This window comes from Microbacterium endophyticum (assembly GCF_011047135.1).
Taxonomy (GTDB): Bacteria; Actinomycetota; Actinomycetes; order Actinomycetales; family Microbacteriaceae; genus Microbacterium; species Microbacterium endophyticum.
Map to the genome: position 1 here is coordinate 2,689,587 of NZ_CP049255.1, position 23,650 is coordinate 2,713,236.

At 60.6% G+C, this 23,650-nt stretch carries 24 protein-coding genes and 2 tRNA genes; 16 read left to right on the plus strand and 10 right to left on the minus strand.

What is annotated here, in order from left to right; all coding sequences use genetic code 11:
- Positions 1 to 54: 54 nt before the first annotated feature.
- The 6 genes from G6N83_RS12600 (at position 55) to G6N83_RS12625 (ending at position 4,968) form a co-directional block, all read left to right on the plus strand.
- Positions 55 to 126: transfer RNA gene (locus G6N83_RS12600), tRNA-Gln, on the plus strand.
- A 93-nt stretch (positions 127 to 219) separates the two neighbouring features.
- Positions 220 to 723: an SRPBCC domain-containing protein gene (locus tag G6N83_RS12605; RefSeq protein ID WP_166769993.1), complete on the plus strand. Its 504-nt coding sequence runs from the start codon at positions 220 to 222 to the stop codon at positions 721 to 723.
- Between the two features lie 95 nt (positions 724 to 818).
- Complete coding sequence (locus G6N83_RS12610) at positions 819 to 1,604, plus strand: DeoR/GlpR family DNA-binding transcription regulator (protein ID WP_183408393.1); 786 nt, start codon at positions 819 to 821, stop codon at positions 1,602 to 1,604.
- Positions 1,601 to 2,557, plus strand: a complete 957-nt coding sequence (locus tag G6N83_RS12615; RefSeq protein ID WP_165142567.1) for a 1-phosphofructokinase family hexose kinase — start codon at positions 1,601 to 1,603, stop codon at positions 2,555 to 2,557. Before G6N83_RS12610 ends, G6N83_RS12615 begins: the two co-directional genes overlap by 4 nt.
- Before the next feature lie 34 nt (positions 2,558 to 2,591).
- A complete protein-coding gene (locus tag G6N83_RS12620; protein WP_165142569.1) occupies positions 2,592 to 4,664 on the plus strand; it encodes a PTS fructose transporter subunit IIABC in 2,073 nt (690 codons plus the stop codon).
- A 34-nt stretch (positions 4,665 to 4,698) separates the two neighbouring features.
- Complete coding sequence (locus G6N83_RS12625; RefSeq protein WP_165142571.1) at positions 4,699 to 4,968, plus strand: HPr family phosphocarrier protein; 270 nt, start codon at positions 4,699 to 4,701, stop codon at positions 4,966 to 4,968.
- A 68-nt stretch (positions 4,969 to 5,036) separates the two neighbouring features.
- On the opposite strand, the gene G6N83_RS12630 is transcribed toward G6N83_RS12625, so the two are convergent.
- Positions 5,037 to 5,675, minus strand: coding sequence for an MBL fold metallo-hydrolase (locus G6N83_RS12630; protein WP_165142573.1), 639 nt, complete (start codon positions 5,673 to 5,675; stop codon positions 5,037 to 5,039).
- Positions 5,676 to 5,783: 108 nt separating this feature from the next.
- On the opposite strand from G6N83_RS12630, the gene G6N83_RS12635 reads away from it, so the two are divergent.
- From G6N83_RS12635 to G6N83_RS12645, 3 genes are all read left to right on the plus strand, one after another.
- Positions 5,784 to 5,859: transfer RNA gene (locus G6N83_RS12635), tRNA-Glu, on the plus strand.
- A 209-nt stretch (positions 5,860 to 6,068) separates the two neighbouring features.
- Complete coding sequence (locus tag G6N83_RS12640) at positions 6,069 to 6,347, plus strand: DUF6412 domain-containing protein (RefSeq protein WP_165142575.1); 279 nt, start codon at positions 6,069 to 6,071, stop codon at positions 6,345 to 6,347.
- A 102-nt stretch (positions 6,348 to 6,449) separates the two neighbouring features.
- Positions 6,450 to 7,166 (plus strand): YidC/Oxa1 family membrane protein insertase, encoded by a 717-nt coding sequence (locus G6N83_RS12645; protein ID WP_165142577.1) that lies wholly within the window; start codon positions 6,450 to 6,452, stop codon positions 7,164 to 7,166.
- A gap of 8 nt (positions 7,167 to 7,174) precedes the next feature.
- On the opposite strand, the gene G6N83_RS12650 is transcribed toward G6N83_RS12645, so the two are convergent.
- The 4 genes from G6N83_RS12650 to G6N83_RS12665 all read right to left on the minus strand — a co-directional run bounded on the left by G6N83_RS12650 (position 7,175) and on the right by G6N83_RS12665 (position 11,319).
- Entirely contained in the window at positions 7,175 to 8,890 is a 1,716-nt protein-coding gene (locus G6N83_RS12650) for a long-chain-fatty-acid--CoA ligase (protein ID WP_165142579.1), read from the minus strand.
- Positions 8,891 to 9,014: 124 nt separating this feature from the next.
- Complete coding sequence (locus tag G6N83_RS12655; protein WP_165142581.1) at positions 9,015 to 10,097, minus strand: NADH:flavin oxidoreductase/NADH oxidase; 1,083 nt, start codon at positions 10,095 to 10,097, stop codon at positions 9,015 to 9,017.
- A 1-nt stretch (position 10,098) separates the two neighbouring features.
- The gene (locus G6N83_RS12660; protein ID WP_165142583.1) at positions 10,099 to 10,722 is read right to left on the minus strand and encodes a GNAT family N-acetyltransferase; all 624 of its coding nucleotides are present in this window, start codon (positions 10,720 to 10,722) and stop codon (positions 10,099 to 10,101) included.
- A 57-nt stretch (positions 10,723 to 10,779) separates the two neighbouring features.
- Entirely contained in the window at positions 10,780 to 11,319 is a 540-nt protein-coding gene (locus tag G6N83_RS12665; RefSeq protein WP_165142585.1) for a TetR/AcrR family transcriptional regulator, read from the minus strand.
- A 145-nt stretch (positions 11,320 to 11,464) separates the two neighbouring features.
- Between G6N83_RS12665 and msrB the strand changes: the two genes are divergently transcribed.
- The 3 genes from msrB to G6N83_RS12680 are packed head-to-tail and all read left to right on the plus strand — an operon-like array spanning position 11,465 to position 13,665.
- Positions 11,465 to 11,935, plus strand: coding sequence for a peptide-methionine (R)-S-oxide reductase MsrB (gene msrB, locus G6N83_RS12670; RefSeq protein ID WP_165142587.1), 471 nt, complete (start codon positions 11,465 to 11,467; stop codon positions 11,933 to 11,935).
- Positions 11,932 to 12,477 (plus strand): peptide-methionine (S)-S-oxide reductase MsrA, encoded by a 546-nt coding sequence (gene msrA, locus G6N83_RS12675; RefSeq protein WP_165142589.1) that lies wholly within the window; start codon positions 11,932 to 11,934, stop codon positions 12,475 to 12,477. Before msrB ends, msrA begins: the two co-directional genes overlap by 4 nt.
- A 48-nt stretch (positions 12,478 to 12,525) precedes the next feature.
- Entirely contained in the window at positions 12,526 to 13,665 is a 1,140-nt protein-coding gene (locus G6N83_RS12680) for an NAD(P)-binding domain-containing protein (protein ID WP_165142591.1), read from the plus strand.
- A gap of 10 nt (positions 13,666 to 13,675) precedes the next feature.
- On the opposite strand, the gene G6N83_RS12685 is transcribed toward G6N83_RS12680, so the two are convergent.
- Genes G6N83_RS12685 through G6N83_RS12700 form a run of 4 tightly spaced genes read right to left on the minus strand, consistent with a single transcriptional unit; the run spans position 13,676 to position 17,485 of the window.
- Complete coding sequence (locus G6N83_RS12685) at positions 13,676 to 14,377, minus strand: potassium channel family protein (protein WP_165142593.1); 702 nt, start codon at positions 14,375 to 14,377, stop codon at positions 13,676 to 13,678.
- Positions 14,370 to 15,746: a TrkH family potassium uptake protein gene (locus tag G6N83_RS12690; RefSeq protein WP_165142595.1), complete on the minus strand. Its 1,377-nt coding sequence runs from the start codon at positions 15,744 to 15,746 to the stop codon at positions 14,370 to 14,372. The genes G6N83_RS12685 and G6N83_RS12690 overlap by 8 nt, the downstream gene beginning before the upstream one ends.
- A 33-nt stretch (positions 15,747 to 15,779) precedes the next feature.
- A complete protein-coding gene (locus G6N83_RS12695; RefSeq protein ID WP_165142597.1) occupies positions 15,780 to 16,931 on the minus strand; it encodes a DUF4349 domain-containing protein in 1,152 nt (383 codons plus the stop codon).
- Positions 16,931 to 17,485, minus strand: a complete 555-nt coding sequence (locus G6N83_RS12700) for an RNA polymerase sigma factor (RefSeq protein ID WP_165142599.1) — start codon at positions 17,483 to 17,485, stop codon at positions 16,931 to 16,933. The genes G6N83_RS12695 and G6N83_RS12700 overlap by 1 nt, the downstream gene beginning before the upstream one ends.
- Positions 17,486 to 17,740: 255 nt before the next feature.
- On the opposite strand from G6N83_RS12700, the gene G6N83_RS12705 reads away from it, so the two are divergent.
- The gene (locus G6N83_RS12705; protein WP_183408392.1) at positions 17,741 to 18,790 is read left to right on the plus strand and encodes a TerC family protein; all 1,050 of its coding nucleotides are present in this window, start codon (positions 17,741 to 17,743) and stop codon (positions 18,788 to 18,790) included.
- Positions 18,791 to 18,903: 113 nt separating this feature from the next.
- Here G6N83_RS12705 and G6N83_RS12710 read toward each other — a convergent pair whose 3' ends face one another.
- Positions 18,904 to 19,806, minus strand: a complete 903-nt coding sequence (locus tag G6N83_RS12710; RefSeq protein ID WP_165142601.1) for a hypothetical protein — start codon at positions 19,804 to 19,806, stop codon at positions 18,904 to 18,906.
- A gap of 364 nt (positions 19,807 to 20,170) precedes the next feature.
- On the opposite strand from G6N83_RS12710, the gene leuC reads away from it, so the two are divergent.
- From leuC to murA, 3 genes are read left to right on the plus strand one after another with little or no spacing between them, the layout of a single operon-like run.
- The gene (leuC, locus tag G6N83_RS12715) at positions 20,171 to 21,658 is read left to right on the plus strand and encodes a 3-isopropylmalate dehydratase large subunit (protein WP_165142603.1); all 1,488 of its coding nucleotides are present in this window, start codon (positions 20,171 to 20,173) and stop codon (positions 21,656 to 21,658) included.
- A 1-nt stretch (position 21,659) separates the two neighbouring features.
- Positions 21,660 to 22,271: a 3-isopropylmalate dehydratase small subunit gene (gene leuD, locus G6N83_RS12720; protein ID WP_165142605.1), complete on the plus strand. Its 612-nt coding sequence runs from the start codon at positions 21,660 to 21,662 to the stop codon at positions 22,269 to 22,271.
- 13 nt (positions 22,272 to 22,284) lie between these two features.
- Positions 22,285 to 23,649, plus strand: a complete 1,365-nt coding sequence (murA, locus tag G6N83_RS12725) for a UDP-N-acetylglucosamine 1-carboxyvinyltransferase (RefSeq protein ID WP_165142607.1) — start codon at positions 22,285 to 22,287, stop codon at positions 23,647 to 23,649.
- The last annotated feature ends 1 nt before the right edge of the window (position 23,650 follow it).

Below are 23,650 nucleotides of genomic sequence, written 5' to 3' on the forward strand. Positions count from 1 at the left end.
CACCCCCGGCGTCGAGTAAGGTTGATCCTCGGTACGACTTCGGTCTGATACCGATGGGGTATGGTGTAATTGGCAACACGGAGGTTTCTGGTACCTTTGTTCTTGGTTCGAGTCCAGGTACCCCAGCTTTAAAAACCCCCGCATAGCGGGGGTTTTTTGCATTTCCGAGGTCGTGATTTATTCATGATTTGGATGGAGCTTTCACAGGAGGCACCCGCGGTGCGATCTGAAGATCCGAGAAGCAACCACACGTCTCATGTGCGCACTGGGAACCAGTCGCTGTCGCATCGCCGTGTATTCGCCGCACCGGCCGAACTCGTGCAGCGCGCACACGTTGATCCGGAGCTCTTTCGACAATGGATGGGTCCTCGTGGAAGCATGGTGAGCTTCGAGCAGTTCAACCCCGTGACCGGCGGTGCATTTCGCTACGGAGTGGGTATGGAGGGAACGCCCGCTGCGGTATTTTTCGGTTCTTATCATGTGGTCGTTCCCGGTCTCATCGTTCATACCTGGCAGTACCACGGCGAGACGGGGTTCACCGTGGAAGCGCTTCGGTTTACTGCAGAGTCGCACTCCTCGTCGGTGCTCGACGTGACATCGACATTCCCGACAGTGGAGGCCTGCGATCAGATGGTGGAAAGCGGCCTCGACGATGAGATGGATGCCAACTTCGATCGTCTCGATGAGGTTTTGTCTTCCCTAGGTCGTTCTGTATCGAGCTAGCGCGTTCTCTGTGATAAAAACCTCATAAAGCAACAGGAATAAATGTTGTTTTATGTGGAAGTGCGTTGTAATCTTTCATGCAACACGGAGGTTGCATGTACGCAATGGAGCGCAGAGAACACATCGAGAGTGTGTTGCGCGAAGAAGGTCGGGTCGCCGTCGTCGATCTTGCTGTGAGGTTCGACGTAACCACCGAAACTGTGCGCCGCGATCTGGACGCGATGGAGAGCGAGGGGCGGCTTCGTCGTGTGCATGGCGGGGCGGTGCCGAAAGAGCGTGGGAGCACACGCGAAGTGCCCGTGATCGAACGGACTGCGCAACGCGCCGATGCTAAGCGAGCGATCGCGCTTAGGGCTCTTGACGCCATCCCGCCGGGATTCAGCGGATCGATCTATCTCGACGCGGGAACCACGACCGCGGCGATCGCTGCGATGCTGCCTGACCGTCTCGCCGCTTTTGGTGGCAGTGCCGAGGTAGTCACGCATTCGCTGACGCTCGCACCGATCGTCGCTGGCGTTCCGAGTATTTCGCTCTTCATCATTGGCGGACGAATTCGCGGTGTCACCGCAGCAGCAGTCGGTGCATCGACGGTCCGGTCGATCGCTGCGATTCGGCCCGACATCGCATTTATTGGCGCGAACGGAATTTCCGCTGAGTTCGGGCTGAGTACGCCCGATGCTGAAGAGGCTGCGGTAAAAGAAGCGATCGTACGCGCGGCGCGGCGTGTTGTCGTCGTTGCGGACTCGAGCAAATTCGGGCAAGAGCTGCTCGTGGGGTTCGCAGCCCTTTCCGAAATCGACGTAATTGTGAGTGATGCTCCTGTGTATACCGAACTTTCTGAAGCACTAGCGACTGCTGGCGTTGAGGCGTGGATCGCATGATCGTTACGGTGACGGCAAACCCATCGCTTGACCGGGCCATGGTCCTTGACGCGCCGCTCGAGGTCGGAATCGTCCAGGCTGCCGCTTCTACTCGCGAGGATGCCGGCGGCAAAGGCATCAACGTCGGGCGCGTGATTCAAGCCGCGGGAGAAGAAACGCTCGCTGTGTTGCCGCTGGCCCAGAACGACCCATTTGCTGCGCTTCTCGGTGAAACCGGCCTTCCATTTCATGCGGTGCCGGTGCATGGTCACGCTCGATCGAACCTGACGATTACAGATCCGGCTGGCGTCACAACAAAGCTCAACCTACCAGGTGCTGCACTGCGAAGCGGTGAGACCGACGCCTTGCTCGCGATCATCGTCGCTGCGTGCGAAGACGCTGACTGGCTCGTCCTGGCGGGCTCTTTGCCTCAGGGGATGAATGTAGATTTCTACGTTGACGTGATTGTCGCCGTTCGTGCCCGATGGGGAGACGCCGCTCCTCGGATTGCGGTGGATACCTCGGGCGCACCACTGCGCGCAGTCGTCGCTTCGGGGCATCCCGATCTCATCAAGCCCAATGAACATGAGCTCGCGGACTTGGCTGGTGTCGATGCTCCCACCGAGGATCTCTTAAACGCGGTGCTTCCGATTGCTGCGTCCCTGGTGCCAGATCGCGTCGGCGCCGCCCTCATCACCCTCGGCGGTGACGGCGCGGTTTTCGTCGATGGTTCTGGTGCACTCTTGGCTCCTGCGCCCCGCATTCACGTGGCGAGCACTGTCGGCGCGGGCGATAGCTCACTGGCCGGCTTTTTGCTCGCCGACGTTCGTGGTGCAGCCCCGAGCGAGTGTTTGGCCAGCGCGATCAGATATGGCGCCGCTGCGGCGACTTTGCCCGGCACACAGCCTCCGACGTCATCGGACTTTCCACCCGGCGAGATCGTCGTGCGACGGCGAAGCAACCCTCTTACCTAACTAACCCTCACACCACTGAAATATGGAGGACATCGTGTCCCACACAATCACCTCTGAACTCGTGTCTCTCGACACGAGTCTCGGAGCAGACAAGGCAGCCGTCATTCGCGCTCTCGCCGAGCGCGTTGTCGCGCAGGGGCGCGCGACAGATGCCGAAGCGCTGTTCGCTGACGCATGGGCCCGCGAACAGAAAGATGAGACCGGCCTTCCGGGCGGAATCGCTATTCCCCACGCGAAGAGTGCTGCGGTGACCGAGCCGTCGCTGGCATTTGCCCGTCTGACGCCGGGCGTGGATTTCGGCGCCGACGACGGACCTGCCGATCTCGTGTTCCTCATCGCTGCACCCGCTGACGCCGCTGAGGCGCACTTGGCGGTGCTTTCGAAGCTCGCACGCAGTCTCATGCAAGATGACTTCACCTCGGGCCTTCGTGCAGCGAAGAGCGCAGACGAAGTGGTTGCAATCGTGCAGAACGCTATCGGAGAAGGCAACGCTGCCTCGGCAGCCGCACCCGCGGCCGCCGGTGCGGCATCGTCAACAACTCCGTCTGCGTCCGATGAGCTCTCTATCAACGGACGCCCCGCGCGCATCGTCGCCGTGACGGCATGTGCGACGGGAATCGCCCACACCTTCATGGCCGCTGATGCTCTCACCGCGGCGGGAAAGAAGGCCGGAATCGATTTGGTCGTTGAGCCTCAGGGTTCTAGCGGTTACCAGGCGATTGATCCTTCGGTGATCGCCAATGCGGATGCTGTCATTTTTGCTGTGGACGTTGACGTTCGCGAACCGCAGCGTTTTGCGGGCAAGCCCGTCGCTCGCGCAGGTGTCAAGCGCGGCATCGAGCACCCAGACCAAATGATTGCTGATGCAATAGCGGCGGCAAAAAACCCGCAGGGTTCGCGCGTGAGCGGTTCCGCAGGGTCGTCAACCGCTGATGCTCCGGCCCAACCCACATCGTGGGGTGCCCGCATCCAGCGGATTTTGCTCACGGGTGTGAGCTACATGATTCCGTTCGTTGCCGGTGGCGGTTTGTTGATCGCTCTGGGCTTCTTACTCGGCGGATATCAGGTCACCGACAACGCGGCGACGGTCATCACACAGAACTCCCTGTGGGATCTGCCCACGACAGACATCACGTCGAACCTCGGCCCGCTCGGCCAGTATCTCGGCTCAGTGTTCTTCATGATCGGCGCAACCTCGATGGGCTTTTTGGTCTCGGCTCTTGCCGGGTACATCGCGTTCGCCATCGCTGACCGCCCCGGTATTGCGCCGGGTTTTGTCGCGGGAGCGGTAGCCGTCCTCATGAACGCTGGCTTCATCGGTGGCATCATCGGTGGTCTGCTTGCCGGCTTCATCGCGTGGTGGCTCGGTCGTCTCAACCCGCCCGCATGGCTGCGCGGTCTGATGCCGGTTGTCATTATCCCGCTGATCGGCTCGCTCATCGCTTCTGGGCTGATGATTCTCTTCCTCGGTCGACCCATCGCATCTCTTATGGAATTGCTGAATGAGGGTCTGACGAACCTCGCAGCGACAGATGCGATCGTGGTCGTTGGAATCATCCTCGGTCTGATGATGTGCTTCGACCTCGGCGGTCCGGTCAACAAGGTCGCCTACGCGTTTGCAACGGCAGGGCTCGCGAGTGCATCGACCGCCGACATTCACGCCGTACCCTTCCTCATCATGGCCGCGGTTATGGCCTCAGGTATGGTTCCCCCGCTCGCTATGGCGCTCGCATCCACAGTGCTCTCCCGCAAGGTATTTACCCCGGTCGAGCGTGAAAACGGTAAGGCTGCGTGGCTGCTCGGCGCGTCGTTCATCAGCGAAGGTGCAATTCCGTTCGCCGCTGCCGACCCGCTGCGCGTGATCCCGGCATCAATGGTCGGTGGCGCGATCACCGGTGGAATGAGCATGCTCCTGGGCGTCTCATCGCTTGCCCCCCACGGTGGTATTTTCGTGTTCTTTGCGATCAACCCGTTCTGGGCATTCGCTCTTTCGATTGCCGTTGGTACCGTCGTCACTGCTCTGATCGTCGTCGCATTGAAGACGTTCGTCGGCCGGAAAGAACTCCAAGAAGCTGAAGAGAACCCAGCTGTAGCCGTCGCGGTCTGATTAGCTGGTACTAGGACCAACGTAAGGAGACACCATGGCAGAACGCCAGGCCACAATCGCGAGCTCGTCGGGGCTTCATGCTCGCCCCGCAAAGCTGTTCGTGCAGGCGGTGCAAGAGAAGAAGGTTCCCGTGACCATCGCGGTCGAGGGTGGTGCTGATCTGAATGCGGGAAGCATCCTTTCGCTCATGGGGTTGGGCGCGGCCCAGGGCACCGTGGTGACGCTCAAGGCCGAGGGCGACGGCGCCGAGCAGGCGCTCGACGAACTTGTCGCACTTCTTGAGACGGACCTCGACGCGGCGTAACTCGCCAAAAAGACGGATGCCGCGGCAATCCCCTACGGGGTGCCGCGGCATCCGTCTTTTTGGAGCGACTAGAGCTCTGTGGAGTCACCGGGTTCAAGCTCGATGAACTCACCGTCACCCTGCTCGACCGCCCATTTGAGACGCTCGCGTCCCATCCCGAGCCCCGCTTGCGAGAGGGTCATGTCGTGCGTTGCGAACACAGCCTGCGGCGATACTGCGAGCACGAAGTCGATTGCGTCGCCTATTTTTAACCACGGTGCACCAACGGGTGCTGCAAGCAGCTTGACCTTTGTATGCTTCGGCACTGCATAAGAGTCACCCGGGTAATAGAACTCGTCGTTCACTAAGACGCCGACGTTGTCGATCATCGGGATGCTCTCGTGAATCACTGCGTGGTCGCCACCGAAGAATTTTAGTGCGAACGGCGCGAGGCTCACTGCGTCCCCGGGCTTCACGATTGTTATCTCGTATCCGGGAGCGGCCTTGGCGACACCCTCCGGCGCGAAGATAGGAATGCCGGGGTGTGCGGCGAGTATTCGATCGAGGTGAGCTGGTGTCCAGTGGTCTGGATGCTCGTGCGTCAGAACGACGCCAGCGACGCTCCCCAGCTCTGCCAGGGGAGAGGTGAAGACGCCCGGGTCGATAATGAGGGCTGCACCCTCGTTCTCGATTTTCAAGGCGGCATGTTCGTACTTAGTCACTCGCATAACGCTCAGTCAACTCCCGCAATTACCTTGCGGCAAGCAGCGACGCGGGATCGAGCTCGATTTGTCTGGTCTGTGTTTCTCATGGCATAATCGAACGGTTGCGTGAACGGCCCCATCGTATAGCGGCCTAGTACCTCGCCCTCTCACGGCGGTAACGCGGGTTCGAATCCCGCTGGGGTCACCAACCGAAAACGCCCGTCCTTAGGACGGGCGTTTTCGTATTGACGCGTTACTTCGCCGAAAGTGCGGTAGTGTTGACATCGATAGGCGGACTCTCATTCGTCTCGCCCCGGTTGTGTGGTAACGGCCGGGGCTTTTTCTCTGCCTATTTGCTTTCCTCAGTGCCCTGTCAGCGTGCTAGCTTGAGACGTCCTGAACGAGGGGAGAGTGCGCATGTTCGAGTCAATCCGCTCCATGATGCAGTTCTGCCTTCTCGCTGTCGGTTTGACCGCTCTCCAAAGCTCCTCGTCGACCGTCGTCGTTGTCGCATTGATGGCGGTAGCCCTCGTCGCTCTATCGGTGCGGCTGATTACGCTGGCCTCGGACGCGCCGCAGGGTCCGACGAGGCCGGCTATAGAGATAGATGTATCTTCACCGCTCACGCAGAGCGACCCGGATGCCGCGGGCCACATCCGCTCGCGAGCCCCAGGGATCGTGGCCCTGGCCACGTAGCTCGCGCACATTCACGTCCCCCTCCTGTAGGGGTCCGACGCTGATTCTCGGCGCAGTTCGTGGCGATGCAGCCCGAACTCGACTCCGACGAACGGATACGTAATGGACCCTTTTTCTTTCCCACCGATTGCCGCAGTTCTCGACGCGGCGTATAGCGGGCTCATGATGCTCGCAGCAATTCTCGAACCGGTTGTGGGTGGTGCAGCGGCCCCCGCGGCCATCGTCCTGATCACCCTGCTGGCACGAGCCGCTCTGATTCCGGCCGGTGTGTTGCAAGCGAAATCTGAACAGACGCAGGCACGACTAGCCCCCGCACTGGCCAAATTGCGGCTTCGATACGGCAAAGATCGGGAACGACTGCAACGAGAGACGATGCACCTCTATGCGACCGAAAAGGTTTCACCGGCCGCGGGGTGCCTTCCGGTGCTGTTACAGGCTCCGGTGGTCGGCGTTATCTACGCGCTCTTTCTGCACACCAGCATCGCAGGTCACGCGAATGCGCTAATGACAGAGCAGCTCTTTGGAGTATCTCTCGGTGCGAGCTTCGTGTCTTCGTGGGGATCGGGCACACTCACGCTTTCGACAATTGCGGTGTTTGGCGCTTTCGTGCTGGTGATCGCGCTGGTCGCCGAGCTGTCACGAAGGGCGTTTTCGATGCCAAATGCGCCGCGGTTCGTGGGCGTGCTGCAGTTCGTCACGGCGGGATTCGCGCTCTTCGTACCCCTGGCGGCGGTGCTCTACCTCACAGTCACTGTCGCATGGACGTTAGGGCAGCGAATCATCCTGAGAAGGAAGCATCCGCTTCCTCCGCCGCGGTGAAAGCGTGACTAGGAGGTCTGTTTCGGGGCGCCGATGATGCGCTCACGCACTTCGCGGCGAAGAACTTTACCGACAAGTGAGCGTGGCAGGTCATCGACGAACACGATTCGACGGGGTACTTTGTGCTCAGCGAGTAACGAGCGGGCGAAGTCGCGTATGGCTGCGGCATCCTGCTCGAACTTCTCACGGAGAACAATTGCTGCACCGACCTGCTCGCCGCCCTGGCCGCGCGGGAGAGCCACGACGGCGACATCAGCGACCGATGGGTGAGCACGAAGCGCTTCTTCGACCTCGGTCGGGGCGACATTGAACCCGCCCGTGACAATGAGCTCTTTCAACCTGTCGACGACGGTGACAAATCCGTCTTCTGCGACTGTGACGATATCGCCGGTGCGTAGCCATCCGCCGTCGAGTAGTACTTCTCGGGTTTGCTCGGGCTGGCCCCAGTACCCGGAAAAGACTTGGGGGCCACGGAGGAGAAGCTCACCAGCCTCGCCAAATCCGCGGTCGACGGAGATGTCCTCGGGGTCGACGACGCGAATGTCTGTACTCGGGAACGGCACTCCCACCGTCCCCGGGCGGCGGCTTTCGCCGATGGGATTTCCGAGAGCGACCGGCGAAGTTTCCGTCATTCCGTAGCCTTCGACGAGAAGGCCCCCCGTGGCCTTTTCCCATCGATCTACTGTGGAAACGGGAAGACTCATCGCGCCGGATATCGCGAAGCGCACCGAGCGGAGATCAATCGTGCCGTTGTTCGACGCGCGTGACAGCTGGTCGTAGATCGGCGGAACCGCGGGTAAGAACGTGGGCGGACTCTTCTGGACTGCGTCTTTGATGAGATCGACATCGAACGTGGGAAACAGGACCAGTTTTGCACCGATGCTCATCGCGAATGTCAGACACAGCGTGAGGCCGTAGGCGTGGAACAGGGGGAGTACTCCGTAGAAGACCTCTTCGCCCTCGCGAAGACCCGGCACCCAAGCGCGGCCCTGCATCGCATTTGCGCGGAGATTGCGATGAGTGAGGATTGCGCCCTTAGGTGCCCCGGTCGTACCGCTCGTGTACTGCAAAAGGGCAACGTCATCGAGTTCGGGACGGGGCGCATGCGGAGATAGCGGCGCCGCGGAAACGATCTTCTGCCAAGGAATGAGTTCCTTGGCCTTGGGGCTTGCCGTGATGCGGTCACGCGCAGCGCGAGCCTTCGCAACGGGCAGACGCAGCGCGACTTGCTTCGCTAGCGGCATGTCGCGGGTAATGTCGACGCTCACGATGTGGCGGGGCCGCGTGTCTTTTGGCAGACCCGATACCGTGTCGGCCACCCGGTTCCACACGATCGCGACGGTGGCGCCGTGATCGACGAACTGCCGACCGAGCTCATGAGCTGTGTAGAGCGGATTGTGCTCGACCACGATCGCGCCCAATCGAAGTGTCGCGTAGAACGCCACAATGTGGGCGGGGCTGTTGGGCATGACCAAAGCGACGCGAGTGCCTGCTTGCACGCCCAGGAGCCGGAGGCCCTCCGCAGCTCGCGTGATGCGTGCACCGAGCTGAGCGTAGGTCGTGGTTGCGCCGAAGAATTCAAGCGCGACAGATTGCGCGTGTCGCTCAACACTCGCCTCGATCATGTCCGGCAACGTCTCAGTGATTTCACCGATCTGATGGGGAACGTTCGGGGCGTATGCCGACAGCCAAGGCTGGGCGGAAAACGGGTAGCGCTCATTCATGAGGATGCCCCTAACGGCTGGAAACTGACCCTCAGCGTAACTGTGGGCGTATGCCGCCGCAGGTATTCCTCAGCCTTCTCATGGCGTCTACCTAGAAAGGCGATCCGTAAACTTTTGGCGGTGCTTATCGGGGCACGGAACGGTATGCGCGGATGTACTGGGGCGGCCAGATCGTCTCGGGGTCCTCGCCCAGTTCTGACGCTGCCCGAAGAGCAAAGTGCGGGTCCCGCAAAAATTCGCGGCCGGCAAAGATCGCGTCCGCGTCGCCCGCCTGCAGAATCCCTTCCGCCTGAGGTCCGCTTGTGATGATCCCAACCGCGGCGGTCAGAGCAGCGCTCACCTCGCGGACGCGGGCAGCATGCGCGACCTGATACCCCGGTCCCACGGTGATCTTCTGGTGCGCCACGAGCCCCGCCGTAGAGACATCCGACAGATCGGCTCCTGCCTCGATCGTCCAGCGAGCAACGGTGGCTACATCGTCTGTCGTCAACCCACCCGGAGCTGCGTCTGTCGCTGAAAATCGAACGAATAGTGGGACCTTTGGGCCGATTTCGTCGCGCACAGCGCGTACCAAATCAAGAAGTAGCCGAGCCTGGTTCTCCAGGCTGCCGCCCCACGCGTCAGTACGTGTGTTGCTGAGCGGGGAAAGAAACTCGTGTAGAAGGTATCCGTGAGCTGCATGAAGTTCGATGACGTCGAATCCTGCGGTGATCGAGCGACGGGCCGCGAGACGGAAAGCCTCTACCGTTGCGATGATCTGCGCCGCAGTCATCTCTCTGGGCGCGTGGAACCCCTCATATGCAATTGGCGAGGGCCCAAGCGTCTCCCAGCCGCCTTCGACCTCGCTCACGCTGCCTGACTGCCCGGAGAACGGCCACCAAGTGGATGCCTTGCGCCCGGCGTGAGCGAGCTGGATGCCCGCCAACGATCCGCGAGCGTGGATGGATTCGGTGATCGTGGCCCAGGCGTCTCGCTGCGTGTCGTTCCAGATGCCGGCGTCGCGGGGGCTAATCCTGCCTTCGGGGACGACCGCTGCGGCCTCGGTCACGATGAGGCCTGCCCCGCCGCTGGCGAATTGCGACAGGTGCACGTGGTGCCAGTCATTGACGACGCCATCTTCTGCGCTGTATTGACACATTGGTGCGACCCACAGGCGATTCTTGAAGGTGACGTTTCGCACCGCGAGGGGGGAGAAGAGCAAACTCATCTCACAATTCTGTCTTCTCTTTGCGGTGGGAGGGGCGCCACATCGCCATGGGGTGAGCATTCTTGATACCGCTGATCAATGAGACGGCTTCAAACCCGTGACGACGGTACAGCGAGCGATTGCGCTCGTTCGACGATTCGAGGTAGGCCGGGGCCGCATCGGCATCGATGCTCTTCAGCCGGGATTCCAACAGCGCTGCACCCACGCCCGCCCCGCGAGCTTCGACGCTCACTCCGATTTGTGACAGATACCAGTGCGGCTCGGCGGGGCGGTGACGCGCAAGAGTGGTCTTTAGCTGAATTGCGCCACGTAGTCCGCGCCACCCGAGTGCACCCACGAAAGTGGGGAGCTCTCGCAGGTGAGCGAGAATCGATGCCCGTTGGCTGGGGTGTTCCCAGATCGCCGCTCCGAGAACCATGCCGTCGGATTGCCTGCGGGCGAGATCGACCCGACCCGTGCGGAGCGCGCTGGAGCGGAGGATGGCTGCGAAAAGCTCCGTGAATCGTTCTTGGCGATGAGATCCGTGGATGAGAGTGCTCATCACCGTCTCATCGGAGAACGTGGCGGCGAGCATTCTCGAAACGACAGAGACGTCAGAGGGAGATGCGGGGGAGATGGTGAACATGGGGGTTCTTTCTGGGTAGTACTCGCGGTGGTGGGAGCTGTGCGATCTGCGGGTGCTTCATGTCGAGGGCACTTCATCGGCTAGTGAGAGGAGACGACTAATGAGCGCTGTGCGTTGCTCGGGTTCGATGCTCAGTACGCCTGTGGCTTCTGCGATCCACAGCCCATTGGTAGCCAGCCAGACGAGGAGGAGCGGCATCATGTCGGTGCCTTTTCCAAACCCGAACCAAGTCTGGAGATATTCGAGCCATGGAGCGCTCAAGTTTGGTCGGCGCACAGCTTCAGAAAACACGACAAACTCACCCGGCGTCGCGCCACCATCTCCGGCGAATTGCACGAAAGCGTGAATTCGTTGCGAAAGCGTGGTTTCAGCCAACGGAACGATCAATGCGGCTTGAAGTTCAACCTGCCACCTTGCGATGACGTGCTCGATGAGAGCGATCATCATCGAGTCCTTCGTGGGGAAGTGGTACATCAACCCGGCTTTTGTTAAACCCGCAGCTCGTGCGACGGACTGATAGGTGATGTCGGCCTGACCATCGGCGTCGACGACGCTGATGGCGGCGTCAAGGATCTCGTCACGGGAGCTGGCTCTCATAAATTTAACTTTACCGGTCGTACGGTATAGTTCGGGATGGCTGCGATTATTCGCAGCGTGCTCCCAGCCTCGAAGGAACAGCGGGCGACCGACATCCGTTGTCTCTATTGACGTCTCAGCCAGTGGCGTCGATAAAGGAGGAAACGTGTCACACGACTACCGCAAGACTCCCGAGGCGCTTGCGCGTCTCACGCCCAATCAGTTCCGCGTCACGCAAGAAGATGGCACCGAGCCAGCATTTCGCAACGAGTACTGGGACAACCATGACGATGGCATCTACGTCGATGTCGTTTCAGGTGAGCCCTTGTTCTCGTCGACAGACAAGTTCGAGAGCGGCTCGGGATGGCCAAGCTTCACGAAGCCGTTGAAGAGCGGAGCCGTGAACGAGAAGATCGACCGCTCGCTGTGGATGAAGCGGACGGAAGTGCGATCTGCGCTCGCAGACAGTCACCTCGGCCATCTGTTCGATGACGGCCCCCGCGAGGCTGGCGGTATGCGCTACTGCATGAACTCGGCGTCACTGCGTTTCGTGCCGGTCGCCGATCTCGAATCACAGGGATACGGTGAGTACCGCCACCTCTTCGACTCAACGAACACTCAGGAGCAGGCATCATGACCGATAACGGCACCATCACACAGACTTCCGGCAACGAAACAGCAGTGCTCGCTGGCGGATGTTTCTGGGGTATGGAAGACCTCATTCGTCGACAGCCGGGCGTGCTCGACACCCGCGTCGGATACACCGGCGGTTCGAACGATCACGCGACATACCGCAATCATCCAGGCCACGCGGAGGCCGTCGAGATCGTATTCGACCCGCAGAAAACGACGTACCGCGACATCCTGGCGTTTTTCTTCCAGATTCACGATCCTTCGACCTTGAACCGTCAGGGGAATGACGTCGGCACTAGCTATCGCTCGGCAATCTTCCCGCTCTCTGATGAGCAGGAGCGGGTGGCGCGCGACACGATCGCAGACGTTGACGCATCGGGGCTTTGGCCCGGTAAAGCTGTCACGACTATTGAACCGGCGAGCCCATTTTGGGAGGCCGAGCCGGAGCATCAGGACTATCTGCAGCGCATCCCGAATGGCTACACATGCCACTTTCCTCGCCAGGGGTGGGTGCTTCCCGCGCGCGAGCAGAGTTCGGCTCACTAGAGGCTTTCCGAGGGGAATGCGCGGTTCGCGCCGGGTGTTCCCCTCTTCATGACGATTCGTGAGGTGGACGTCGTCGTTATCGGCGCGGGACAGGCTGGCCTTTCGGCGGCCTACCACCTGCGACGTCGGGGCTTTGTGCCCCATGACGCCGAGCTGGTTGATGCCGGTCGAACGTTCATCGTCCTGGATGCGAATGAACATCCCGGGGGTGCGTGGCAGCACCGCTGGGCGTCGCTTCGGATGGCGACCGTAAACGGCATCCACGAGTTGCCGGGATTCGCGGTTCCACCCGCCGATCCGAAAGCGGCAAGTCGTGATGTGTTGCCGACGTACTTCGCTGCGTACGAAAACCGCTTCGACCTTCACGTCCAACGCCCGGTGAATGTCACAGCAGTCCGCCGTGACGATGACGATCCGAACGGCAGACTGCGCGTTGAAACATCGCGGGGTGCGTGGGACGCGCGATACGTCATCAACGCGACCGGCACGTGGACGAAGCCGTTCTGGCCACACCATCCAGGCGCAGGAGCTTTTGCAGGCCGACAACTACACGTGGCGGACTATGTTTCCGCTGCCGAGTTCGCCGGAAAGCGAGTGATCATCGTCGGCGCTGGCGTATCAGCTATCCAGCTTCTCGATGAGATCTCGCATGTGGCCGAGACGACCTGGATGACTCGACGCGAGCCGCAGTGGATCGACGCTGATTTCGATATCCCCACGAGAGTTGCCGCGATCGCGGGGATCGACGAACGGGTGCGGGAGGGACTCGCGCCCGGAAGCGTCATCTCGATCACGGGAATGCACTGGACACCGTGGGCACGCGCGGCAGCGGCCCGTGGAGTGCTGGTGCGGCACCCGATGTTCAGCGCCCTCGAAAGGGACGGGGCGCGAATGCCTGATGGGACATTCGTACCCGCCGACGTAATCCTGTGGGCCACTGGTTTCCGTGCAGCGCTCACGCACCTGGCTCCCCTTCACGTGCGTTTGCCGGGCGGGGGAATCCGCGCAGATAAAGCAAGATCGCTCGACGAACCTCGTCTTTTCCTCGTGGGCTACGGTCCTTCGGCCTCGACGGTCGGCGCTAACCGTGCAGGCCGCGCCGCTGTGCGCGCGATTGTCAGCGAAATGGATGCCGAAGCTGATGATCGGGCGGTGGCCACGATCCAGGTCTCGCCCGTTCGGCCTTAGCGCCCCCGCATCATCGCAGCTGTGCAAATGCCTCTGCATCGGCAGTGGCGCCCACGATGAGTATCGTGTCGCCCTCGACCAGAACCGTTTGATTGTCGGCGTTGGTCCACGGCTGGTCGCCGTGCTGGAATGCTGCCACTGTGACGCGATGAGTCTTCCGCAGATCGGTTGCTCCGAGCGCTACATTCTGGAACATGCCGGGCACCGGTGCTTTCACGAGAGCGTAGCCCTTAGCGACTTCGATGTAGTCGAGGGCCGCCCCACGCACGAGGTGCGCGACACGACGCCCCATATCCTTTTCGGGGTATATGACATGTTGAACGCCGAGTTGCTCGAGAATGAGGCCGTGCTGATCGTTAACGGCTTTCGCCCAGATCACTGGACTTTTCATATTGAGCAGGACCGAACACGTCAGAATTGATGCCGAGACATCGTTGCCGATTGCGACGACGACTCGGTCGAATTCTTCGAGTGCAAGCTGCGCGAGAACTTCCGGTTTCGTGGCGTCTGCGCGAACGACCTGCGTAAGTTCTCCGTTGAGTGACTGCACGAGTTCTTCGTGATTGTCGATGCCGAGAACCTCTGTCCCGCTGGCCATGAGCTCGAGAGCTAGTGAGCTGCCGAAGCGACCAAGTCCGATGACGGCAACTGAGTCTGCTTCGGCAATACGGCGCGAGGTGTCTCTCGCGCTGAAAATCGGGAACCTACCCAATGGCCGGCCTTTCTTTCGGTAGTTCGTAAAGAATGTGCCGATCACGCAGGGCGATGGCACTTCCAAGTGTGAGCGGTCCGAGGCGGCCAAGGAACATCAGCACGACCAGAACAATTTGCCCGAACGTTGAAATCTCGTTGGTGATGCCCGTCGAAAGTCCGACCGTCGCGAAAGCGGAGATCGTTTCGAAGAGTGACTGATCCATGGGTTCACCCGAAATCACCATCAGCATTCCCGCGCCCGAGACGACTGCTCCCACGGCAATGAGCACGACAGTTATCGCCTGGCGGTGAACAGCCCGCGAGAGTCGCTTGCCGAAGATATTGACAGCGGCCTCGCCACGCAACTCAGTCACCATGATGAAAAAGAGAACCGCGAATGTTGTGACCTTGATACCACCACCGGTGCCCGCCGGGCCGGCGCCGATAAACATCAGCACATCCATCCCCAGCCATGTTTCGTCGTGCATCATTCCGATATCTACGGAGTTGAAGCCGGCCGTTCGCGTTTGAACGGAGTGGAAGAACCCCGCAAGGATCTTGCCCCACGGTGAAAGTGGGCCGAAGGTGTCCGGGTTGTTCCATTCCAACGCGGTGATGTAGAGCCAGCCACCTATGAGCAGTACGCCCGTTCCCCAGAGCACGATCTTCGTGTTCATCGACCAGTGGAGCGGGCTGCGGAACTCTTTCTTCAACTGCATGATGACCGGAAAGCCCAAACCACCCAGGATGATCGCAACGCACAGAGGAAGGCAGATAAAGGGGTCTTCAACAAAGCTCATCAAGTTATCGCTGTACAGCGCGAACCCAGCGTTGTTGAACGACGAAACCGCGTGAAAAAGACTGAACCACACGCCTTTGCCGATCGAATACCCATAGCCGAGCGTGAAGCGAAGCAAGAGCATCAGGAACACAGCTGCTTCGATCAGGAGCGAAATCTTGACGATGCCTCGCACAAGCCCACGTACGTCATCGAAGCCGATTTGTTTGGCCTCTGTCGCGGTGTTGAGTCGCGATCGCACGCTGAGCTTCCGGGCGATGACAAGCCCGATGAGCGATGCAAAGATCATGATCCCCAGCCCGCCCAGCTGGATCAGAAGCATGATGACGACCTGACCGAACGGCGACCAGAAAACTGCGGTATCGACGACAGTGAGGCCCGTGACACACACGGCGCTTGTCGCAGTGAAGAGCGCTTCGACGAAGTTCGCGCCGCCTGGTCCAGCTTTTGCTATCGGTAACACCAAGAGGGCGGTGCCCGCCGCGATCGTCAGCGCAAAGCCGACTACCACGGCTTGTGCCGGGTGTAGACGGAAACGTTGGTGTCGTGCCGTGCGGCGTTGCCGTGACGGGTTCGAGCGAAAGCTCACTCGAAGACACTAGCGCTGTGTGGGGCGGTTAGCTCATTTCTCCGGTGCGTCGTCAACTTTCTCTGACGTCGAAGCGCCGGTCGTCGCCGTTTCCTGAAACACGACAGGCGCTTGTGCGATGCGTGTGCGAGCTCGCTTTACAAGCCGCACGATCAGCCAAATGACAAGCGAGGCGACGCTGATAACTGCGATCCACGGCAACAGGAAGCCCAGCGAAATCAGGATTGCGTTGAGCGTGACGATCAAGCCGCTCCATCCCGCGCCGAGGCCATCGACAAATCCGACCGGCTCCGGCGTGGCATCCGCTTCAGCAGCAGAAAGGTTTATCGAAATACTCGACATCGAGACCTGGCTTTCCAACCAGTCCAATTGCTGTTGATACGACTCGAGCGTGGCTTGGCGCTCTGACAAAGCTGTCTCAGCAGCCAAAAGATCGGATGTGGAATCAGCCTGCGCCATGAGCTCCGTCAACCGCGTAACCGAAGCCTCAGCCGCGTCGATACGTGCTCGCAGGTCGACGGTTTGGTCTGTTACGTCGTCCTGAGACAGCGAAGAGGACGTGACGGTTCCCAGTGCGCGGAGGTCAGACATCACCGCGGTGAGGTCGTCGGCGGGCACCCGGACATTCATCCACACGCCATCGGTTGTTCCAGGCGCCGGCATGCTGGTGTCGTACATCAGACCCGACATGTCGCCACCGCTGGTTCGCGACTCGTTCTCGATGTAACCTCCGGCATCCGAGATCACCGAAGTGACGCTCGCGGCCGCACCATCGAGATCATCGACCGTGAGAGTGAGAGCGCCGGAGGCGATGATGTCTGCGCCCGTTTCGCTGCGGTCACCCCCCTCAGCTGTCGCTCCTTCGACAGTGTTGAGGCCAGCTTCGCCGCTCGTCGTCATCGGAACGTCCATCGCAGCACTGCTATCGCTCAGAGATTCGTTGGTGACTGTCACCGAGCCGGTGTTCGTTCCACGAAGGTCTCCGACAACCGCCGGGGAGATGACCGCGGCAACAACGACAACAGCGGCCGCGGCGCTGACCGATGTCCACACGCGCCGACGGCGCGTTCGCGTTTTTGTTCGGTCAGAACGGATCGCCTCAAGCATTTTTTGCTCGACGAGATCCATGCGGTCGGTCGGGAAAGGGGGAAGGTCTTCGTGCCGCGCGGGCGTGGACTCGTTCATTAGTTTGTCTCCTTCACGACGGTGCGCAATTTAGTGCGGATACGGGAGAGACGATTTCTGACGACACCGTGCGTGACACCGAGCGCTTCGGCCGCGGCGACGTAGGCGTAGCCCTCACTTACACACAGCACAAAGATCTGACGATCAATATCGGAGAGCCCCCGTACTTCGCGAGCAATTCGATCCGCTAAATCAGCGGAGATGATCTGCTGCTCCACGTCGATCGACAATGATGCCTTCTCGCTCTCACTCGACGTGATGTGCTCACGCTCACGTTTCTGGCGACGTACCCGATTCGCCGCGTGAAAGCGACAGATCGTTGCGAGCCAGGGGAGCGCGCTCGTGCTTTCGAGCTCGAACCCGCGCAGCTTTCGCCACGCGGTAACGAACGTTTCTTGCACGACGTCTTCGGCATCGGATGCTTGACGCGTGATTGCAAAAGCGATCCGATAGACGGCTTCGCCGTATGCGCGGTAAAGCTCCCTGAACGCGGCGTCACTTCCGGCTGTTGCGCGCGCAATCAGGTCGGCGTCGCTTGCTCGCGTGTGGGGCATCCCGGCTCCGTCCGTCAAAGGTGCCCTGTTGTCAAGGCATCCCGTTCTCAGTCTCTCAGTAGCTATGTGTCGGCAACGCCGCGATCGTCTCAAGGATTGTTGTCCCGATACAGTGGACGCGCGAAGGGGAGTATCCCGAGAACGCGTGGTCGTCATCACGAAGTGCTGTGCAGCATTTCCGGTCACGTGTCGTAGCCCATGCTGCGGGGAGAGACTTTCGGTGCTCTTTGACCCTCTTTGCCTGAAAGGCCCGGAATGGACCTGCAACTCCCGCTGTGGTTTGAAATCAGCTCTCTCGTTGGACTCACGCTGATTCTGCTCGCCGATCTGCTGATCATCCTGCGACGACCGCACATTCCGTCGACACGTGAGTCGTCACTCTGGGTTGCGTTTTATGTACTGTTGGCGCTCGTGTTCGCGGGCCTCATGTGGCTCTTTGCCGGAGGCGAATACGCCGGTCAATTCGTGGCCGGCTGGCTGACCGAATACAGCCTGTCGATCGATAATCTGTTCGTGTTCGTGCTGATCATGACTCAGTTCGCCGTGCCTCGGCGCTATCAGCAGGAAGTGTTGATGGTTGGGATCATCATCGCCCTCATTCTTCGCGGAGCATTCATCCTTGTCGGTGCGACGGTTATCGAGAACTTCAGCCCGATCTTCTACCTCTTCGGCGCTTTTTTGGTCTGGACTGCGATCCGACAAGCATTTCCAGGGGGAGATCAAGACTCGGACACGAACAACGAGAGCCTCATCGTCAGAACCCTTCGTCGCACGATAGACATCAGCGACCACTATGACGGTGCGAAAGTGCGAACCGTCGTCGACGGCAAGAAGATGTTCACGCCGATGATCATCGTGTTCGCAGCTATCGGTGTGACGGACCTGCTATTCGCGTTCGATTCGATCCCCGCGATATTCGGCATTACTCAGAGCGCGTTCATCGTGTTTACCGCCAACATCTTCGCGCTCATGGGGTTGCGTCAGCTCTACTTCTTGCTCGGCGATCTTCTCGATCGACTCCGCTACCTGCACTACGGCATCGCCTTCATCCTGGCTTTCATCGGCGTCAAACTCGTACTCCACGCGATGCACGTAAACGAGCTTCCGTTCATCAACGGCGGAGAACCGATCGCATGGGCTCCAGAGATATCCACGTGGATGTCTCTTGCCGTGATCGTTCTATCGATGGCGGTGGCAACGGGCGCAAGCCTCATCGCATCAGCCCGTGACAAACGAGCTTCGACGGCGACCGATGCCGCCGCAGCCGTTGCTGAAGAAAAGGGAATGCCGCCCGCGGTCGAGTAGCCGCGCTCGGCGATCGATCCTCCCGTGTGGGCTCTGCACTGCGCCCGATCTCCGCTCCGCTGGCGACCCATCGCGGATGAACCCAAGTAGCGGGCCGAGAGCGAGTCGGGCTCTCATCGAGCTCGCCAGCCGGCTGATTTCAGCGCTCGAGCTGTCACTGCGACGATCTCGGGCGGCAGCATCCGTTTGGTGATTCGAATCGTGACCCAGCCGACCGCGCTTAGGTCGTTGTACCTGCGTAGGTCCTTTGCCCACTGCGCATCGTCGTAGAGGTGCTGCTCACCTTCGTACTCGAGAACGACCCGCCAGCGCCGCCACACGAGATCGCCGTGTACAACACTCCCGTTCGCGAGAGCGATCGGGGCGTTCAGCGACGGATAAGGAAGACCGCACCGAGTTATCGCGAGTCGAGTGAGGGTTTCGCGAGGCGATCGCGATCCAGCTCGTATTTCGTCGAATGCCAGGCGCGCGTTCCGGATGCCGCGAGCACCTGTGTTCGCACGTATGGAATCGTCCATCGCGTCTCGCGTCGCGAGCTCTCCTTGCCACTGGAGTAGCCGGTCGCCCGCCACTATCAGTTCGTCGACGCTAAGACACCGGCCGAGCATGAGCCAGGTGTCGATGGCGGAGGTGACGTTCAGCCCCGACACACGCTCCGGTATCAGTCGCTTCAAAGTCTTGTGGCCAACGATCCCCCGACCGCGAGGCGCGCGGCCGCCACCAAGGTGCAGCACATGCAGATCGGTGCCGCGCTCCAACCATCCCGGCATGGGAAAGCCCCATATTTTCGCGGCCGTCGCGTGCGCAAAGACGAGTTCGGCTGCGGGGCGAGACGCATATGCGCGGGCGAGTTCCAGGTCGTCCAGATGCGCGGATGCTGGTGCTCGCACACCATGGAACGGGGCATGCAGATCGCGGCGGCGCAGACGCTGCTCCGGGATACCGTTTGCCACAGCATCCGCCACGGAAAAGCTTCGGTGCTGCCACGCGGCCGGTAGCGGTTGCGCTGTTCTCATCGCACAAGAGTCAGCCGACGCATCCGTGCCGGCTCGTTTACGACGGAACAGGTGCACAACCCCTGTTCCTGCCCAGGTGTGCAGAAATTCCCGCGCGCCATCAGCTGCCGCCGAAGGGTCGCAACACGCCGTACTCCGCGACATCGGCGCGATGCATTGCGGCGTGTTGCGACCCTTCGAGGGCTCGGCGAGTGCATACGGACGGAGTGCGGCGGCCGCGAGGGGGAGGCGGTAGCTGGTGGTAACCTCGTGGGGTGTGGATCGCTCGCCTTCTCCTTAGCGGCCGCGACGAGGCCTAACCCCAGGCCATCCTCGTCGCGGAGTCTGTCGCGGGCTTGATCCTCTGTCCCAGGAGAACGACGCAATGAGCACACCTATCCCTGACGAAACCGTCATTCCGGAACGCCCCCGTACCCTCGCTGAAAAAGTGTGGGACGACCACTTGGTGGTCAAAGGTGAAAACGGCGAGCCGGACATCATCTACATCGATCTGCACCTCGTGCATGAGGTTACGAGCCCGCAGGCGTTCGATGGCCTTCGCGCGGAAGGTCGGCCACTTCGGCGCGTCGACCTGACGATCGCGACGGAAGATCACAACACTCCGACGCTCGCGATCGACAAACCGATCGCCGACCTCACTTCGCGCACGCAAATCGAGACGCTCCGCCGTAACGCGGAGGAGTTCGGTGTACGTCTGCATTCGCTGGGCGATAAAGAGCAGGGAATCGTGCACGTTGTCGGGCCGCAGCTCGGACTCACCATGCCCGGTGTCACCGTGGTCTGCGGAGACAGCCATACCAGCACTCATGGCGCGTTCGGAGCTATGGCGTTCGGTATCGGCACGAGCGAAGTCGAACATGTCATGGCGACTCAGACGCTTCCGCTCACACCGTTCAAGACAATGGCGATCACCGTTGAGGGCGATCTGAAGGCTGGTGTGACGGCGAAAGACATCATTCTCGCTGTCATCGCAAAAATCGGCACAAACGGCGGCCAGGGCTACGTGCTCGAATTCCGCGGTAGCGCCGTTCGTGCGCTCTCGATGGAGGGCCGTATGACGATGTGCAACATGTCGATCGAGGCCGGTGCGCGCGCCGGAATGGTCGCTCCCGACGAGACGACATTTGAATACGTGAAGGGTCGCGACCACGCTCCGCAAGGACAAGACTGGGAGGATGCCGTCAGCTACTGGCGAACTCTTCCATCCGATGAGGGCGCCGTATATGACGCCGAAGTCTTCCTTGATGCCAACGAGCTCGAACCGTTCGTCACCTGGGGAACAAACCCCGGTCAGGGTGTGTCGCTCAGCGATGTCGTGCCCTCACCTGACGACTTTAGCGACCCCAACGATCGCGTTGCCGCAGAGCGTGCCCTGGAGTACATGGCGCTCACGCCTGGCGTTCCGCTGAAAGAGGTGCCCGTTGACGCGGTCTTCATGGGCTCATGCACAAACAGTCGCATCGAAGACCTTCGCGCTTTCGCTTCGATTATTGCGGGGCGCAAGAAGGCTGATGGCGTTCGCGTCATGGTCGTGCCTGGCTCTGCCCGTGTCCGCCTAGAGGCAGAGGCTGAAGGCCTCGATAAGCTCTTCATCGAATTCGGCGCAGAGTGGCGTTTCGCCGGATGCTCGATGTGCCTCGGTATGAATCCGGACCAGCTGGCTCCGGGGGAGCGATGCGCCTCGACGAGTAACCGCAACTTCGAAGGCAGACAGGGTAAAGGTGGGCGTACTCACCTTGTGTCACCGCTCGTAGCTGCAGCTACAGCGGTGCGAGGCACACTTTCGAGCCCGAGCGATCTTGAAGAACTTGACGCCGCCACAGCGGCGCAGACAACGGCGGAGGTGCGCTGAGATGGACAAGTTTTCTACTCACACCGGAATCGCAGCGCCGATGCGACGCTCATCGGTCGACACCGATCAGATCATCCCTGCGGTGTATTTGAAGCGAGTGACGAAGACCGGGTTCGACGACGCTCTCTTTGCGAACTGGCGTCAGGACCCCGATTTTCTCCTCAACCAAGAGGCGTACAAAAACGCTTCGGTTCTGATCGCTGGACCAGACTTCGGCACCGGCTCAAGCCGCGAGCATGCGGTATGGGCGCTACGGGATTACGGATTTCGGGTTGTACTCAGCCCGAAGTTCGCCGACATCTTCCGCGGAAACGCGGGCAAGCAAGGGCTCCTCACCGGGATTATCACCGAGGCAGACCTCGAAGCACTGTGGGCGTCCATCGAGTCGGACCCCTCAACACCGATGACCGTTGACCTCGAAACGCGGATTGCTGAACATGGCAACCTCCGCGTCGCTTTCGAGATCGATGATTACACTAGGTGGCGGCTCCTTGAGGGGCTCGACGACATCGGGCTTACCCTTCGGAACGAAGACAAGATCGCCGCCTACGAAGCGCGACGCGAATCCTGGAGGCCCCGCACCTTACCGGTGCCGCCGCTTCCCATACAGTGAGGCACCACCGCTTATGACACTCCTCAGCGATATCTCAACGCCGGATAACCCCAAGGGCCCCACCGGTGAAACGCTCGCTATCCGCGGCGGCCAGCCGCTTTCCGGAGAGGTGTGGGTCAAGGGCGCGAAGAATCTCGTGACGAAGGCCATGGTTGCAGCCCTCCTCGGCGAGAGCCCGAGTGTGCTGCGCGACGTTCCTTCCATCAGTGATGTTGCTGTCGTGAGATCGCTTCTCGAGGTGCACGGTGTGCGCGTCGTTGACGGCGAGGAAGACGGAACGCTTCACCTCGACCCGAGTGATGTCGAGTCTGCGCATATGGAGGAGATCGACGCTCACGCAGGTGCCTCTCGCATCCCGATTCTTTTCTGCGGTCCGCTGCTGCACCGGCTTGGTCAGGCCTTCATCCCCGACCTCGGTGGATGCCGCATCGGGGACCGACCGATCGACTTCCACCTCGATGCACTGCGCAAGTTCGGCGCAGTTGTAGAGAAGCTGCCGACAGGTATCCGTCTTTCTGCTCCGAACGGTCTGCACGGTGCGAACATTCACCTGCCGTACCCGAGCGTTGGCGCCACCGAACAGGTGCTGCTCACAGCCGTGCGGTCCAAGGGTGTGACAGAGCTGCGGAACGCCGCGATCGAGCCCGAGATCATGGATCTCATCGCCGTGCTGCAGAAGATGGGCGCGATCATTTCATATGAGCCCAACCGTGTGATTCTGATCGAGGGCGTCGATAAGCTCCACGGTTACGACCACCGTGCGATCTTCGACCGCAACGAAGCTGCGAGCTGGGCTTGCGCTGCTCTCGCAACCGACGGCGAGATCTTCGTCAGGGGGGCAAAGCAGCAGGAGATGCTGACTTTCCTCAACGTGATGCGCAAGGTCGGTGCGGACTTCGACATCCAAGAAGAAGGTATTCTCTTCCGTCGGGGCGAGTCGCTTCGTCCGGTCACGGTCGAAACCGACGTGCACCCAGGATTTATGACCGACTGGCAGCAGCCCCTCATTGTTGCTCTCACCCAGGCGGCAGGCGAGTCGATCGTGCATGAGACCGTCTATGAGAACCGCTTTGGCTTCACCAACGCTCTCGTGAAGATGGGCGCGAACATCGTCGTACACCCTCACGGACTGCAAGAGGGTCCGCGCCGAGTGCCGCGCCGAAGCCTTGAGCAGGCTGCGGTGATCAACGGCCCGACTCATCTTCGTGGCGCGGAGATCACTGTTCCTGACCTCCGTGGCGGATACAGCCACGTCATCGCGGCTCTGACGGCTGAAGGCGAATCGGTCGTAAAGAACGTTGGGATCATTAGCCGCGGTTACGAGAAATTCTTCGACAAACTCTCCGCTCTTGGCGCAGACTTTGACGTGATCGGCTAAG

What these genes read in the sequence shown, in the direction of transcription:
- G6N83_RS12610 (WP_183408393.1), top strand. Translation starts at nt 819, where the DNA reads ATGTACGCAATGGAGCGCAGAGAACACATCGAGAGTGTGTTGCGCGAA.
- G6N83_RS12615 (WP_165142567.1), top strand. Translation starts at nt 1,601, where the DNA reads ATGATCGTTACGGTGACGGCAAACCCATCGCTTGACCGGGCCATGGTC.
- G6N83_RS12625 (WP_165142571.1), top strand. Translation starts at nt 4,699, where the DNA reads ATGGCAGAACGCCAGGCCACAATCGCGAGCTCGTCGGGGCTTCATGCT.
- G6N83_RS12630 (WP_165142573.1), bottom strand. Translation starts at nt 5,675, where the DNA reads ATGCGAGTGACTAAGTACGAACATGCCGCCTTGAAAATCGAGAACGAG.
- G6N83_RS12640 (WP_165142575.1), top strand. Translation starts at nt 6,069, where the DNA reads ATGTTCGAGTCAATCCGCTCCATGATGCAGTTCTGCCTTCTCGCTGTC.
- G6N83_RS12645 (WP_165142577.1), top strand. Translation starts at nt 6,450, where the DNA reads ATGGACCCTTTTTCTTTCCCACCGATTGCCGCAGTTCTCGACGCGGCG.
- G6N83_RS12650 (WP_165142579.1), bottom strand. Translation starts at nt 8,890, where the DNA reads ATGAATGAGCGCTACCCGTTTTCCGCCCAGCCTTGGCTGTCGGCATAC.
- G6N83_RS12655 (WP_165142581.1), bottom strand. Translation starts at nt 10,097, where the DNA reads ATGAGTTTGCTCTTCTCCCCCCTCGCGGTGCGAAACGTCACCTTCAAG.
- G6N83_RS12660 (WP_165142583.1), bottom strand. Translation starts at nt 10,722, where the DNA reads ATGTTCACCATCTCCCCCGCATCTCCCTCTGACGTCTCTGTCGTTTCG.
- G6N83_RS12665 (WP_165142585.1), bottom strand. Translation starts at nt 11,319, where the DNA reads ATGAGAGCCAGCTCCCGTGACGAGATCCTTGACGCCGCCATCAGCGTC.
- msrA (WP_165142589.1), top strand. Translation starts at nt 11,932, where the DNA reads ATGACCGATAACGGCACCATCACACAGACTTCCGGCAACGAAACAGCA.
- G6N83_RS12680 (WP_165142591.1), top strand. Translation starts at nt 12,526, where the DNA reads ATGACGATTCGTGAGGTGGACGTCGTCGTTATCGGCGCGGGACAGGCT.
- G6N83_RS12695 (WP_165142597.1), bottom strand. Translation starts at nt 16,931, where the DNA reads ATGAACGAGTCCACGCCCGCGCGGCACGAAGACCTTCCCCCTTTCCCG.
- G6N83_RS12700 (WP_165142599.1), bottom strand. Translation starts at nt 17,485, where the DNA reads ATGCCCCACACGCGAGCAAGCGACGCCGACCTGATTGCGCGCGCAACA.
- G6N83_RS12705 (WP_183408392.1), top strand. Translation starts at nt 17,741, where the DNA reads ATGGACCTGCAACTCCCGCTGTGGTTTGAAATCAGCTCTCTCGTTGGA.
- G6N83_RS12710 (WP_165142601.1), bottom strand. Translation starts at nt 19,806, where the DNA reads ATGAGAACAGCGCAACCGCTACCGGCCGCGTGGCAGCACCGAAGCTTT.
- leuC (WP_165142603.1), top strand. Translation starts at nt 20,171, where the DNA reads ATGAGCACACCTATCCCTGACGAAACCGTCATTCCGGAACGCCCCCGT.
- leuD (WP_165142605.1), top strand. Translation starts at nt 21,660, where the DNA reads ATGGACAAGTTTTCTACTCACACCGGAATCGCAGCGCCGATGCGACGC.
- murA (WP_165142607.1), top strand. Translation starts at nt 22,285, where the DNA reads ATGACACTCCTCAGCGATATCTCAACGCCGGATAACCCCAAGGGCCCC.